Raw genomic sequence first — 12,984 nt, forward strand, 5'->3', positions numbered from 1 at the left:
TTTCCGAATTGCAAGCGCCTAATCCGCCGACGGTTTTTTGGGACCGATAATGTATACCGTATAACCGCGCTTCGTACCGAAACGAGTTGCATAGTCACCGTTCTCGAAAAAGACGTCGATCTTGTTCCCTTTCACAGCGCTGCCTGTATCTTCGGCTCGGCGGAAGCCGATGCCCTCGATATAGACCCACCAGCCGATCGGGATCACTTTAGGATCGACTGCAATCGTGCGACCTTCCGTTACCTTCGCGCCCGAAGAAGTTACGCCGTATTGCGGATGACTTTCATCCTTGCCGGTGGATGACACCCCCGCCGAATAAGCGGTTAGCGTAACGTTTTTGATTACTTGCTTGTAGCCGAATTTGACGCCGTTCTTGGTCAACTCCTCGACGTTCGGCGATGAAGAGGACAGAACGACAACCGGATTTTTCGTCCCGACGGCCACAATGCGTTGTTTGCTCTCGGTTTGTACTTGCTGATCCACGACCTGCTCCGACACAAGCACGCCGTCTTCATACACTTTCTCCAGCTTCTTCACAAGGAGGCCCTTCTGACCTTCCTGCAATACTTGCTCTTTGCCCTTTAACAATTGGGGCTCGCTCTTGGTTACTGTATCGAATGCGATCGGTTCTTGCACATCTGCTGTTTCTTTCGTCACGCGGACAACCTTCAGTTCCGCATGAGGGCTTACTTCCGTTTCCTTAGCCGGAATGACTTTATCGAGTTCGCCCACAGGGACGTTCAAATCCTGCAGAGCGGCCTCTACCGTCTTGCCAACCGTGTAAACTGTCTTCGTCTCGCCGTCGGCGGTTAATTGCACCGGCGTCGTATGCGTGATCGCAATGCGGTCGCCCGATTTCACCTTTGCATCCAGCGCATGGGAAATACGGTCGTTCTCGCTTACTGCGATTCCTTGCTCATCCAGTACTCGTTGCAGTACCTCTTCCCGGGTTTGGAACGTGCGTTCCTGTCCGTCTACAACGATCGATACGCGCTTAATGGCCGTACCGTGCAACATCATCAAGAACATGAAAGTCATAGCGAATGAAATGAGAGCGATAATCGAAATCATACGCAAGTTTTCATGCGTCCATCGCAACGCGAAGGTCATGCTGGATGATCGTCTTACATGGGTTTGCCCTGGTGTTTCAGCGCCCACTTGTTCGGTCCTCCTTAAAGCCTCGCCATTCGAGTGTTATGCATGATAAGATTCTGACGCGACTATGGTAAATTGTTTGATTGCCATTACCAACGTTTGTGCTGCTGACATCAGAGTATCCACTTGCCTGCCGTATTCACCCCCCTCGGGTGTAAAGAGTAGCCAGCTTGGACACGAATCCCTTTTACGGGAAACACAAAAAAAAGTCAGCGGAGAAGAGGAACCTTCCCGTGACTTTTCTCATTTTGTCCAAATGAAAATAAAAGCACACGACAATGCGTTACCTCTCTCTAGACGCTTACGAGGTTAGCTGACGGATTCGGACTTGAGAGTCGCCCTACCCCGGGACAGTTGCCCGCCCCAGAGATTCACCCCTAAAAAACACCTTGGCAATCATGAATGGACCGCCGCGATGTGGTTCCCCCGTTTTCCTTTCGGAAACTCAGCGATGTTGGAATTCTGGTAATCGTATGAAGTTATTATTGAGTGTACGACGCGAGGGGTTTGGTTGTAAAGTATACAAACGTATAAAAAAAGAACGGTTTTTACCCATTTTCGTTTAAATATACTCATTACGCGAATAAAATACATCTATATCTCATTCGCACGAACCGATTTAGCTGTTTTCTTTATTTTTCTCGATTCGCTATAAGTAACAGCGTTTATGCAAGCGTTTCCCAGAGCCCGACACACTCACTTTAAACGAAAAAGTTCCATCGCATTTCGAGTCGTCGCTTCGGCTAATTGCTCGATCGAAATGCCCTTGATTTCGGCCGCCGTTTCGGCGACAAGACGGACGTAAGCGGACTCGTTTCGCTTGCCCCGATATGGATGCGGAGTTAAATAAGGCGCATCGGTTTCAATCAAAAGCCGGTCCATCGGCACCTTCTCGAGTACCTCTTTCGGTTGCTTGGCATTTTTGAAAGTTACTGGGCCGCCGAAAGAAATGTAAAAATTCATATCGAGACACATTTTGGCCGTCTCCCAGCTGCCGGAGTAACAATGCATCACGCCGCCGACCTCCGCCGCTTTCTCCTCGCGCAGCGTTTGTACGACGTCTTGATGCGCATCGCGGTTATGGATCGCAATCGGCAGGCCGACCCTGCGGGCCAGACGAATTTGTTCGCGGAATACCCGATTCTGTACGTCTTTCGGCGACGTATCCCAATGGTAATCAAGCCCGATTTCGCCGATGGCAACCACTTTCTCGTGACGACACAACGATTCGATCCAGGCGAGATCTTCTTCCCTCATATCTTTGGCTTCCGTCGGATGCCAGCCCACCGTCGAGTAGATGAAATCGTACTGCTCAGCCAGCGCCAAGGAGCTTGGAATCGTCTCCCGATTAAATCCAATATTCACGATTCGACTTATTCCGTTGTCTCTTGCGCGCGCAATCACCTCGTGTCGGTCTTCATCGAATTGCGGCGCATTCAGGTGTGCATGTGTGTCGATTAGCATAACGTTTTCTCCTTCATCTTCTATATGTCGTTTAAGATCTTAGCAGCTTCCGAATTTCTTTATCCAAAGCTGGAAGATGTTTCAATACGAGTTCCTGCGGGTAATACAGGTGGTATTTTCCGTTCTGGATCCCGCTGATCGAACGCACGATTTCGGATTTTCGCGAGATTTCCGTCAACGTGTCGTGCGCATCGAGCAATAAAATCGGCAGTTTCTCATCCTGTTCGCCCGGCCGGTACACATCATAGGATTGATCGGACGGGAAATCGACTTCCAGGTAATAGGAGGGATCTAATCCTAGATTGCCTATTTTTTCACGAAGCCGTTCCAGCATGCCGACGTCCATAATTTCCAGCGTTACATATTTGAATAAACGCCGCTGCAAGAAGCGTGAGCACAAATCAGCCAACACCGCATCCTCTTCCATCGTCCATTGCATCAGCACCGTTTGCATCAACGCTTCATCCAGCAAATGGTATTCTTCTGTGGTCAGCCGATTGCCGAACAAGCTGGGCAGCGGTTCGAGCAGAAAGTGGAACGGATACCCTTCTTCAAACAGTTGTTTGGCTCTTTGAAAAATTTTATGCAGGACGACTTCCGCGCTTCGGGTAACCGGATGGAAGTACACTTGCCAATACATCTGGTATCGGGACATCAAATAATCCTCAACGGCGTGCATCCCGCTTTCCTTAACTACGATATGTCCTTGATACGGCCGCATCACGCGCAAAATTCGCTCCAGATCGAAGGTGCCGTAATTTACGCCGGTGAAATAAGCATCGCGCAGCAGGTAATCCATCCGGTCCGCGTCCAGCTGACTCGAGACGAGGCTGACGACGATTTCTTGCTGGTACGTCTTGGCAATAACGCCCGCTACCTGCTGCGGGAACGTCGGAGAAACGCGTTTCAGCACTTCGTTGACTTCCGTGTTGCCGAGTACGATTCGGCATGACCAATCCTCATGGTGAGTCCCGAACGTTTTCTCAATCGAATGCGAGAAGGGACCGTGTCCGACATCATGCAGAAGCGCCGCGCACAAGCATAACAGACGTTCTTCTCTCGGCCAATCTTCATATTGATTACGCTCGAACTGCGAGATGATTTTGCGTGTTACTTCATAAACACCCAGCGAATGCGAGAACCGGCTATGCTCGGCGCCGTGAAAGGTGAGAAAACACGTTCCCAGCTGACGGATGCGGCGCAGCCGTTGAAATTCCCGGGTATTGATGAGATCCCAGATCGTCTGATCCTGCACATAGATATACTTGTGAACCGGATCTTTAAACACTTTTTCTTCTTCCATCGGTTGTTGCATGGTATCCCTCCTCGCAATTTGCAGGTTTTGATCGACAATATTCCGCCAAAACATTGAAAATTGTCGAATGTTGTCGATTTATTTATTCCAAATTTTTGTTTCGACACGGCGTATAGATTTACATTTTATGGATATATAAAGAGACTTTTGGTAAGTAAAACCAACATTTTGGCTCTACTAGTAGCGTTATTCTATTCCATGTTATACTAATCTAGCAGTCAGGTCCATAAATTGTCACTTGGTGTTGCATTTTTAGGTTGACTATTTTGGGAATGGTTGGTATCATAGGTTTAAAGAATTATGTCGAAACATGACGATTATTTTCATTCCGCTTCGCATTCATTCTAAAATAAACAACTTCTGGAGAGGGGAATTTTATTATTATGATGAAATCAACTGGTATCGTAAGAAAAGTCGACGAACTTGGTCGTGTTGTTATTCCAATCGAATTGCGCAGAACGCTTGGCATTGGCGAGAAGGACGCTTTGGAAATTTATGTAGACGGCGAGCGCATCATGTTGAAGAAATATGAGCCGGCCTGTATCTTCTGCGGAAACGCCGAGAACGTCTCTTATTTCAAAGGAAAAATTGTTTGTCACGAATGTTTATCTGAAATGCCAATACCTGTGACAAAATAAAAAAAATAGGTTATAATATAAATAGCAATATTAACTATGGTAATTCTAACCTTTTTCATATCTCCTCTATATCCCTGATTCGAGCTTGCCCCGAATCAGGGTATTTTTTTGTGCCGATCAACCTTGATGCAGCAAATTATACAATTCGCGTTTCGGAACGCCGCGCTCCTGCGCAGCCCTCCTAAGCGCTTCCTTATGGTCCAGCCCGTCCGCTTCGTATCGGGCCACATGCTCCTCAGGCGAGAGGCCGGTCCACCACGCCGTCTCCTCCGGGATTCCCCCGTCACCCGCCCCGCCGCGAACGATGAAGCAGTATTCACCCTGCGGCGGATGGTCAACCAAATAGGCGAGGCATTCGCGGATCGTACCGCGGACGGCTTCCTCATATTTTTTCGTTAGCTCCCGGGTCAGGCAAACCTCCCGTTCTTCGCCAAGAACTTCCGCCATCCGCGTCAGCGTCTTCACAATCCGGTGAGGCGATTCATAACCGATCACTGTAGCCGCTTCCCGTCTCCAGGTGGCAAGCTCCTGTTCCATCGGTTTGGCGTCACGCGGCGGGAACCCGACGAACAGAAACCGCTCCGTCGGCAAGCCCGACATGATTAAAGCGGACAACGCCGCGTTCGCTCCCGGAATCGGGACCACCGCAATGCCCGCCTCAATCGCCAGTCTGGCTAAATCGGCCCCAGGGTCGCAAATGGCGGGCAGCCCCGCATCGCTGACCAGCGCGATATCGTCTCCGCTCTCCATGAGCCGGATGAGCTCCGGCCCGCTGGCATGTTTGTTATGCTCATGATAACTGACAAGCCGTGTGCTGATGTCGAAGTGCGTCAGCAGCTTGCGCGTCTGGCGCGTATCCTCCGCCGCGATCCACCGAACCTCCTGCAAAATCCGGACAGCCCGGTACGTCATGTCCTCGAGATTGCCGATCGGCGTGCCGACCAAGTACAGTTTTCCCTTGCCGGACTCGTTATTATAGCTTTTTTGAATGTTCACGCGCATCGATTCCTTCTATTAATAAGTGTCCGGATTATGATCCAGCGTCAGCCGACGACCAAAGTATACGTCCATCAGTTCGTCGCTGTATTCGTTCTGATTTTTGTAAACGATCAGCGGGGGCAGCGTGCGAATTTCCGGCTTCCCGTCGCGCATTCCCTCAATCAGCACCATGTTGGCTTCATGGTCCGCCCGCGGATGCACGAAACGAATCCGTTTCGGTTCCAGACGGTACTCCCGCATTAACGTACAAATTTCGACCAGCCGGCTCGGCCGATGCACCATCGCTACCTTGCCCCCGGTTCGGACCAGCCGGCTGCTGACACGAATGACGTCTTCCAACGTGCAGAACAGCTCATGGCGTGCGGCGGCTACATGCTCATTGATGTTTTGTTCGCCATTAGGAACAGGCAAATAGGGCGGATTGACCGTCACGGCATCGAACAGTCCGTGTCCAATCTCCTGAACGGCGCCGCGCAGGTCGCCCTGCCTGATATCGATTTGTGCGTCCAGCCGATTCAGCTTGACGTTCCGCTGCGCCATCTCTGCCAGCCGCGGCTGAATTTCAACGGCCGTAATGTGCGCCCGCGTTCGAGTCGTCAACAGCAACGGAATAACACCGTTCCCGGTGCAAAGATCGATCATACGCCCGCGAGTCGGTACCGAGCAAAACCTTGCGAGCAGCACCGCATCCAGGGAAAAGCTGAAAACATCCTCGCTTTGGATAATTTTCAAATCTTGCGTCAGCAAATCATCGATGCGCTCACGCTCATATACAGGTACGGATTGTTCCAAGTGACAACTCCTCTTTCTTCCAAAAAAACCGTAGAGAAGTCAATCCTCCCTACGGCTAGTGTTCTTATTTATTTAGAAACGACATGCAGAACAAACAATCGCCCTCGGTCCGTAAATGACCGTAGTTTACATTGCAAATATGAAAGCCTTCATGGTAAATCCGAGTTAAATTATCGAGACCTTCACCGGTAACCTCTTTTATCCTCGCCGCTTCCTCCTCCGAGGAAGCCGGATCCGCAAGAGCCGGTGCGGCATCTTTCTTTAACAGCTTGCGCAGCTGACTGTTTTCTATACCGAGTCGTTTGTTTTCTTCCAATAGCTCGATAATTTGTTGTTTGATTTGACCGAGCTCCGCATACAACGTGCCCACTTGCTCTTCCATTTGATCGATTTGAATGAAAATGTCCCTTTTCACCACGATTGCCATCACCTCAGAGAGAGCCGTTCCCTTATCCGTGATACTCCACCACATCATCTAATGGGAGATCCATCACTTTCTTAAGCTCAAACACTTGTACCTTCGCCATCCGTTCCGCTACATTCATCGAAATCAGGCGGCCGTTGCCGAACGATGTAATCACTTCGCTGCCTACACGGGGCAGATCGTCTTTGGCGCTTTCATAGTTATCGTGCTCGTACTTCAAGCAGCACATCAAGCGACCGCATAGACCGGATATTTTGGTCGGATTGAGCGACAAGTTCTGATCCTTCGCCATCTTGATCGATACCGGCTCGAAATCGCCAAGAAACGACGAACAGCATAAAATTCTGCCGCAAGGGCCGATGCCGCCGAGCATCTTCGCTTCATCGCGAACGCCAATTTGGCGAAGTTCGATCCGCGTACGAAACACGCTGGCCAAATCTTTAACCAATTCCCTGAAATCGACACGGCCTTCCGCCGTAAAATAAAAGATGATTTTGTTGCGATCAAATGTATATTCAACGTCAACCAACTTCATCCGGAGCTGGTGATCCTTGATCTTGTCCTGGCAAACGGCAAACGCGTTCTTCGCCGCTAGTTTATTGTCCTCCACAAGCTTCGCGTCCTGATGGTCGGCGATGCGTATAACCTTCTTGAGCGGCAACACGACATCCGATTCGCCCACGGTTCTGCGACCGATGACGACTTTCCCGTATTCCACGCCGCGCGCCGTCTCCACGATAACTGCGCTATCTTGGTCGACCGGCAAATCGCTCGGGTCGAAGTAATAAATTTTACCCGCTTTCTTAAAGCGGACTCCCACAACAGAGAACAATCCTACACCCCCTTAAGCTGCATTATTATATGTTCCAGCGCAAGCTGGGGATTGGCATGAAACCGCAATCGTTTCTGAGTCTCAATCGCTTGATCCAGGCACGCGATCCAGTGTTGGGGCGGCCGGCTTAACGCCTCTTTGGCCATCCATTCCGTTTGGTCGGAGAAGACGATCCCTTCACGGCGGCCCGTACCCAGCTGGACCATGTCTTTGAGCCACAGAATCAGCATGTCCAACCAAAGCGAAAGCCGATCGCCGAGCTCGCCTTTCGACAGCTTCTGTTGTGCGGTCAGAAGCGCAACAGGCAGCCGAGTCAAGCTTTCTCTAGTCAATTGTATCACTAGGTTTCGAATTTCTGCAAACCCATTTCCTTGAATCATTGCGCGCGCGGCTTGCGGTCCCGCCGCCAATCGGACGGCGATCTGGACGAGCACCGGGGAATGGCCTTCCTTCAGCAGCAAATCCTGCATTTGCTGACGCATCATCGGCACGAAAGGAACCCATTGCGAGCGCGAGCGTATCGTCGGCAGCAGCGCTTGCCCGTTATCCGTAATGAGTACCGCAACCACCTGCGACGATGGCTCTTCCAGAAATTTCAGCAGGCTGTTGGCCGCTTGCGTCGTCATTTTGTCCGCATCTTCCAGCACGTACATCTTCAAGCCCGATACGGTGGACCGGTACGCAAACTGCTTCTGCAGCTCGCGAATTTGTTCGATTTTGATCGAGGCGCCGTCCGGCTTCAGCCAGTGGAGGTCCGGATGGTTGCCATGGGCCACTTTACGGCAGTCGAGGCATTCGCCGCAGGCATCGTCAGGCAGCACCTTGCAGTACAACGCCATCGCGAACGCTTTCGCCATTTCACGGCGTCCGGAGCCGCTCGGCCCGGTAAATATATAGGCATGCGACACTTTATCGGTTCGAATGCTGTTTTGCAGCATGCGCTTAACCCGTTCTTGTCCTACAATCGCTTGAAACGACATGACGCTCTTTGTTCCTTTCCCTATATCAAGCGAAATCCGCAGCCGTCGTTAATTAGAAAAATAAATTAATGAGCATGCCGCGAATTTCTCCAATCTTCTGCAGCAAATCAATGCGACCTTCTTCGGTCGACAGCATATCGTCGGCTAGCCCCAGCAGCTCCTGATCGACTTCTTCAAGCAGCTTATACCGCTTGGATCGGCCGCGCCTGTCCCATCCCCGCGTCTCGCGAAGCTGAACGCCGCGCCGCACCGTCTCCTCCAGAAAATGCTTCACCATCAGCTTGTACTGCCGAAGCTCGCGCACCGTCATCGACTTGGCCAAACGCTGGCCTTGCTGATCGATTTGAGCCAGCATGCGCTGAAGCTGTTCCCGGGTGGCCCGCTCGGATTGATGCTGCATCATGTCATGAAACGACTTTTGCTGAAGCTGCTGGGACGACGTATTCTCGTTGCGAATCCATTCACTGCCGACGGGACGCCATCCCGGGTTAATTTTCACGATGGGCGTACCTCTCTTCTAGAAGTGTTCAAAACGTTCGACCGGCAGCACGAAAACGGCGGCTCCTCCCACTTGAACCTCGACGGGGAACGGGATGTATGAATCGGTTGTTCCTCCCATCGGGGAAACCGGGGTTACCATCTGCTCCCTAATTTTGCAGTTAGCTTTAATGACTTGCAGCGCTTCGTTCACACGATCGTCTTCGGTCCCAATCAAAAACGTCGTGTTTCCGGCCCGAAGGAAGCCCCCCGTACTAGCCAGCTTCGTCGCACGAAACCCTGCTTTAATCAGCGCGTTCGATAAACGGTTGCTATCTTTATCCTGGACGACGGCAATCACCAATTTCATACATCCAGCCTCCTTTAACAAGGATTCTTATCCGCGTTCTCTATATATAATTAGACAAACCTTTGTTAAATTCCTTCTTATCTCATCATACTCGATTCCGCAGCGTTTGGTTCACGATTTGTCGGATCTGCTCCGCAACTTTATCGGGCGTTTGTTCCGCATCGATACGGCGGACGCGCTCCGGGTAACGCCGCAGCACTTCGCGATACCCCTCTCTTACAAGCTCGTGAAACCGCATCTCCTCGAGGTCGAGACGGTTCACTTCCCGGCTCCAATCGGCGCGAATCCGGCCGAGGCCTACCTCCGGGCTAACATCCAGGAATAGAGTCAGATCGGGCATCCAATCCCCGATCGCAAAGCGATTCACGGCGAGCACTTCATCTACGCCGAGCCCGCGCGCATGCCCTTGATAGGCCAGGCTGCTGTCGATAAAACGGTCGCACACGACAACCTTGCCCGATTGCAGCGCGGGAATCACTTTTTCCGTTAAATGCTGACGACGCGCCGCGGCGTAAAGCAGTGCTTCCGTACGCTTGTCCATGGCGGTGTTCTTCGTATCCAGCACGACCGCGCGGATTTGCTCGGCAATGGGAATCCCCCCGGGCTCACGTGTCGAAATCGTTTCATATCCGAGTTCCTCGACGGTACTCACTATAGCTTCGATGGCCGATGTTTTGCCTGCGCCCTCTCCGCCTTCCACCGTGATGAAATAACCTGTTTTCAACTTTATGTCCCCTGTCCTGCTAAGTAAGATGTTGGAGCCCGCTGTATACGTTACTTCGATGATACATAAACCGGCACCGTCTTTCGTCCCGACACATCATATCCTTGAAAGCGAGCCCCTGCTGCGGCAAGACGCCTCAGTTCCGCCGACACTCGCTTTCCAATATACTCACCCGGATATAAGAGCGGAATTCCCGGCGGATACGGTACGATCATTTCGGCGGCTATCCTGCCCTCACAGCGCTCCAACGGTACGTGGCTTACGTCCGGCTCCTCCCTGTGCAGGGACTCTATCGTAAAAGAGACCGGCTGTCCGATCAGGTCTTGCCGCTCGTGCGGCGAATTTGAAGCCTCGGGGCAATCGTACGACTCGGATTGATGCCTCCCTATGTCGGGCTGGGCTCGCCCGTTTCCTTTGCTTGCCGCTAATCCGGCCTCGATGTCCTTCAGCGCTCCCAGCAACCGCTGCGCTTCTTGGTGCTGCCCGGTCAGACCGAAAGCGAGAACGACACGTTCCGGGTCAGCCATTTCCGCGTAACAGCCGCGGCGCTCCAACTGCTCCTTTAGCTCGAAACCGCTCAAGATTCCATAGGAATCCTCAAGCACCATTTTAAAAGGGTCACACCTCCTGCTCGTCCCGTTCGGTTCGACCGTTCGCCATCTTGGATTCTTTTGCAGTTCGAGCTTCAGACTGTTAATAGCCTTTAACCCTTCATCTATAGCTTGAAACCCTTGCTCCTGCAGCCAGTCACGGCTCAAATCCAGGCTGCCCATGATCGGATAGGAAGGACTCGAGCTTTGCAGCATGGCAAGAGCTTGACGCAGAGCCTTCCGGTTGATCCGATCTCCCTGCACATGCAGCATCGAACCCATCGTCATCGCCGTCAGCATCTTATGCGTCGATTGCACGACCACATCCGCGCCTGCCGACAACGCCGAGAGCGGCAGCTCCGGGTGAAAGCCGAAGTGAGCGCCGTGCGCCTCATCGACGAGCAGCAGCTTGTCCTGCGCATGCAGCAGGTCGGCCAGCGGCTTCAAATCGGCGCTTACTCCGTAATAAGTAGGGCAGGTTACCAATAAGCCTTGGGCTTCGGGATACCGACGGAGCGCTTCTTCAACGTCTTGCCTTTGCAAGCCGGTAAACAGCCCGCTGGCCGGATCTTGCCGCGGCGTTATAAATACAGCCTTGATCCCCGCCAGCATCAGTCCGTGAATCACGGACTTGTGGGCATCCCGCTGTACAAGCAACAGCTCTCCGGGACGGCAGGCCGCTAAGATCGCCGCTTGATTGCCGACCGTGCTGCCGCCTACGAGAAAGAACGTCTCGTCCGCCCCGAAGCAGGACGCTGCCAGACGCTGCGCCTCTAGAATCGCCGCCTCGGGATGATGCAGGTCATCCGTTCCCGGGAGCTCCGTCACATCGAGAGCCAATATCGGCCCGTAATACGACGCGGCCTCCTCGTAAGCTTCCGCCTTGCCCTTATGTCCGGGTACATGAAAGCGGCTTGTATGTAAATGATCGTAAGTCCGCATGGCTTCAAATAACGGACGTTTCCGTTCCGACACGTGCGACACGCCTCATTTCTAACCAGAATCACATGGATAGCAGTATTGTACCAAACTAAAAAGCCCGCTTCCATCCCTTCTTGAGACAAAGGAGCTTTGGACACGGGCAAACCTACCGATTACGCATTCTTTTTATATAAAATTTGTTTCATCTGATGAATAAAGAAGGGATACTTCACGTCGCTGACATCCGTTCGAACCATCTCCGTCTCGCACTCTTCGCAAATGAATTCAGTAATAATCATGATGCCGTTTGCCTTTTCTTGTCCGCAAATAATGCAAGAGGCTGTATATTCGTTCTGCAACGATTCATTCATGCAGTGTTCACCTCTATTCTTCTTTTCTATCAGTATGTCCTATTCTCTCAAGAATAAACGGTTATGAACTATTTTTATGTCAAAAGAGCTCATCCGGTGCACCCTATCTTCAAATTTGTTGCTCCATGACCGATAATAGTAATACTGAAATATTAGTTAATCGGCGAGGATGAACGTGATACGATGAACAACGACCGGACCCTATCCAAAGATTCGACGATTTACAACTATCGTTTGTTACGTAGAGTTCACCACAAGGCCGTCCATCATTATGCTTACTGGCTGCTGACCGTTCTGGCTTGGATCTACGCGCTGCTACACATTGAACTGCTGTCTTTCGCCGTTGTCCTCTTCGGAATTCCGCTGGTGCATGCCGTATTTCTACACACCCTTCACCGCACGAAGGAAGGACAGGCTCCAAAGGCATGGCGCTGGTCGTTCCGAATGCCTTGGTTCGGGTATACCCCCGGCAATTACATCGCGCTGGCTAAAGTCCTCCGGCTTCATAATCAATTGTTTTGGATCGTCTTGTTAATTTTAGCTTGTTTCTATCCGTGGCTGTCGACCGATGTGCTGCTGTTTGCGATGTTTTATCACGTATGGCTGCTTCTGCCGCGCCTTATGATCATCTTTATATTTCGCAAATACAAGTCTAGCGGATTATTGAAAATCAATCCTCACGACACGTCCTGTTATACCCAATAATAGGACGTGTTTTTCTATTCCAGTATATAGCGTAAAACAAAGAACCCTAGCTCATCCATGAGGACTGGCTAGGGTTCTGTTATTCCCTGAAAACTGGATACGAAACTCAGCATGCTGAATGCTTTTATTGGGGCCCACGCAAAGTAATCGGAATCAGCTTCGTCAGCTTCACGTCACTTTGTGGGGATACCATATGCTTCCGAAGCAGTTTCCTTCGGAAACTTGTA

At 51.4% G+C, this 12,984-nt stretch carries 15 protein-coding genes and 1 riboswitch; of the genes, 2 read left to right on the forward strand and 13 right to left on the reverse strand.

Annotated features, from left to right (window positions below; translation table 11 throughout):
• Positions 1 to 18 precede the first annotated feature (18 nt).
• The 3 genes from FKP33_RS22650 to FKP33_RS22660 form a co-directional block, all read right to left on the reverse strand.
• Positions 19 to 1,110, reverse strand: a complete 1,092-nt coding sequence (locus FKP33_RS22650; RefSeq protein ID WP_141336429.1) for a resuscitation-promoting factor — start codon at positions 1,108 to 1,110, stop codon at positions 19 to 21.
• 327 nt (positions 1,111 to 1,437) lie between these two features.
• A riboswitch (cyclic di-AMP (ydaO/yuaA leader) is annotated at positions 1,438 to 1,616 on the reverse strand.
• Between the two features lie 235 nt (positions 1,617 to 1,851).
• Positions 1,852 to 2,619, reverse strand: a complete 768-nt coding sequence (locus FKP33_RS22655) for a TatD family hydrolase (RefSeq protein ID WP_054797916.1) — start codon at positions 2,617 to 2,619, stop codon at positions 1,852 to 1,854.
• A 31-nt stretch (positions 2,620 to 2,650) separates the two neighbouring features.
• The gene (locus FKP33_RS22660; protein WP_141336430.1) at positions 2,651 to 3,934 is read right to left on the reverse strand and encodes an HD domain-containing protein; all 1,284 of its coding nucleotides are present in this window, start codon (positions 3,932 to 3,934) and stop codon (positions 2,651 to 2,653) included.
• 383 nt (positions 3,935 to 4,317) lie between these two features.
• Between FKP33_RS22660 and FKP33_RS22665 the strand changes: the two genes are divergently transcribed.
• Positions 4,318 to 4,572, forward strand: coding sequence for an AbrB/MazE/SpoVT family DNA-binding domain-containing protein (locus FKP33_RS22665; protein ID WP_010501678.1), 255 nt, complete (start codon positions 4,318 to 4,320; stop codon positions 4,570 to 4,572).
• A 117-nt stretch (positions 4,573 to 4,689) separates the two neighbouring features.
• Here the strand turns inward: FKP33_RS22665 and rsmI are convergent, their stop codons facing one another.
• The 10 genes from rsmI to FKP33_RS22715 all read right to left on the reverse strand — a co-directional run bounded on the left by rsmI (position 4,690) and on the right by FKP33_RS22715 (position 12,052).
• Positions 4,690 to 5,574, reverse strand: a complete 885-nt coding sequence (gene rsmI / locus FKP33_RS22670; protein WP_155615568.1) for a 16S rRNA (cytidine(1402)-2'-O)-methyltransferase — start codon at positions 5,572 to 5,574, stop codon at positions 4,690 to 4,692.
• A gap of 12 nt (positions 5,575 to 5,586) precedes the next feature.
• Complete coding sequence (locus tag FKP33_RS22675; protein ID WP_141336431.1) at positions 5,587 to 6,363, reverse strand: tRNA1(Val) (adenine(37)-N6)-methyltransferase; 777 nt, start codon at positions 6,361 to 6,363, stop codon at positions 5,587 to 5,589.
• A gap of 64 nt (positions 6,364 to 6,427) precedes the next feature.
• Positions 6,428 to 6,781: a DNA replication initiation control protein YabA gene (yabA, locus tag FKP33_RS22680; protein WP_054797925.1), complete on the reverse strand. Its 354-nt coding sequence runs from the start codon at positions 6,779 to 6,781 to the stop codon at positions 6,428 to 6,430.
• 31 nt (positions 6,782 to 6,812) lie between these two features.
• Positions 6,813 to 7,619: a PSP1 domain-containing protein gene (locus FKP33_RS22685; protein ID WP_127610144.1), complete on the reverse strand. Its 807-nt coding sequence runs from the start codon at positions 7,617 to 7,619 to the stop codon at positions 6,813 to 6,815.
• Between the two features lie 2 nt (positions 7,620 to 7,621).
• A complete protein-coding gene (gene holB / locus FKP33_RS22690; RefSeq protein ID WP_054797913.1) occupies positions 7,622 to 8,599 on the reverse strand; it encodes a DNA polymerase III subunit delta' in 978 nt (325 codons plus the stop codon).
• A gap of 52 nt (positions 8,600 to 8,651) precedes the next feature.
• Positions 8,652 to 9,098 (reverse strand): YaaR family protein, encoded by a 447-nt coding sequence (locus tag FKP33_RS22695; protein ID WP_054797912.1) that lies wholly within the window; start codon positions 9,096 to 9,098, stop codon positions 8,652 to 8,654.
• An 18-nt stretch (positions 9,099 to 9,116) separates the two neighbouring features.
• On the reverse strand, positions 9,117 to 9,446 hold the full coding sequence (locus FKP33_RS22700; protein WP_054797911.1) for a cyclic-di-AMP receptor: 330 nt from the start codon (positions 9,444 to 9,446) through the stop codon (positions 9,117 to 9,119).
• 85 nt (positions 9,447 to 9,531) lie between these two features.
• Complete coding sequence (tmk, locus tag FKP33_RS22705; RefSeq protein ID WP_141336432.1) at positions 9,532 to 10,170, reverse strand: dTMP kinase; 639 nt, start codon at positions 10,168 to 10,170, stop codon at positions 9,532 to 9,534.
• Between the two features lie 50 nt (positions 10,171 to 10,220).
• On the reverse strand, positions 10,221 to 11,735 hold the full coding sequence (locus tag FKP33_RS22710; protein WP_141336433.1) for an aminotransferase class I/II-fold pyridoxal phosphate-dependent enzyme: 1,515 nt from the start codon (positions 11,733 to 11,735) through the stop codon (positions 10,221 to 10,223).
• Positions 11,736 to 11,854: 119 nt separating this feature from the next.
• Positions 11,855 to 12,052 (reverse strand): sigma factor G inhibitor Gin, encoded by a 198-nt coding sequence (locus FKP33_RS22715; RefSeq protein ID WP_141336434.1) that lies wholly within the window; start codon positions 12,050 to 12,052, stop codon positions 11,855 to 11,857.
• A 183-nt stretch (positions 12,053 to 12,235) separates the two neighbouring features.
• On the opposite strand from FKP33_RS22715, the gene FKP33_RS22720 reads away from it, so the two are divergent.
• A complete protein-coding gene (locus FKP33_RS22720) occupies positions 12,236 to 12,757 on the forward strand; it encodes a hypothetical protein (RefSeq protein WP_127610152.1) in 522 nt (173 codons plus the stop codon).
• Positions 12,758 to 12,984: the final 227 nt, after the last annotated feature.

It is taken from the genome of Paenibacillus sp. tmac-D7 (genome assembly GCF_006519665.1).
Lineage (GTDB): Bacteria > Bacillota > Bacilli > Paenibacillales > NBRC-103111 > Paenibacillus_G > Paenibacillus_G validus.

Excerpts from the sequence above, each read along its gene's own strand:
- FKP33_RS22650 (WP_141336429.1), bottom strand. The coding sequence starts at position 1,110 with ATGACCTTCGCGTTGCGATGGACGCATGAAAACTTGCGTATGATTTCG.
- FKP33_RS22655 (WP_054797916.1), bottom strand. The coding sequence starts at position 2,619 with ATGCTAATCGACACACATGCACACCTGAATGCGCCGCAATTCGATGAA.
- FKP33_RS22660 (WP_141336430.1), bottom strand. The coding sequence starts at position 3,934 with ATGCAACAACCGATGGAAGAAGAAAAAGTGTTTAAAGATCCGGTTCAC.
- FKP33_RS22665 (WP_010501678.1), top strand. The coding sequence starts at position 4,318 with ATGATGAAATCAACTGGTATCGTAAGAAAAGTCGACGAACTTGGTCGT.
- rsmI (WP_155615568.1), bottom strand. The coding sequence starts at position 5,574 with ATGCGCGTGAACATTCAAAAAAGCTATAATAACGAGTCCGGCAAGGGA.
- holB (WP_054797913.1), bottom strand. The coding sequence starts at position 8,599 with ATGTCGTTTCAAGCGATTGTAGGACAAGAACGGGTTAAGCGCATGCTG.
- FKP33_RS22700 (WP_054797911.1), bottom strand. The coding sequence starts at position 9,446 with ATGAAATTGGTGATTGCCGTCGTCCAGGATAAAGATAGCAACCGTTTA.
- FKP33_RS22715 (WP_141336434.1), bottom strand. The coding sequence starts at position 12,052 with ATGAATGAATCGTTGCAGAACGAATATACAGCCTCTTGCATTATTTGC.
- FKP33_RS22720 (WP_127610152.1), top strand. The coding sequence starts at position 12,236 with ATGAACAACGACCGGACCCTATCCAAAGATTCGACGATTTACAACTAT.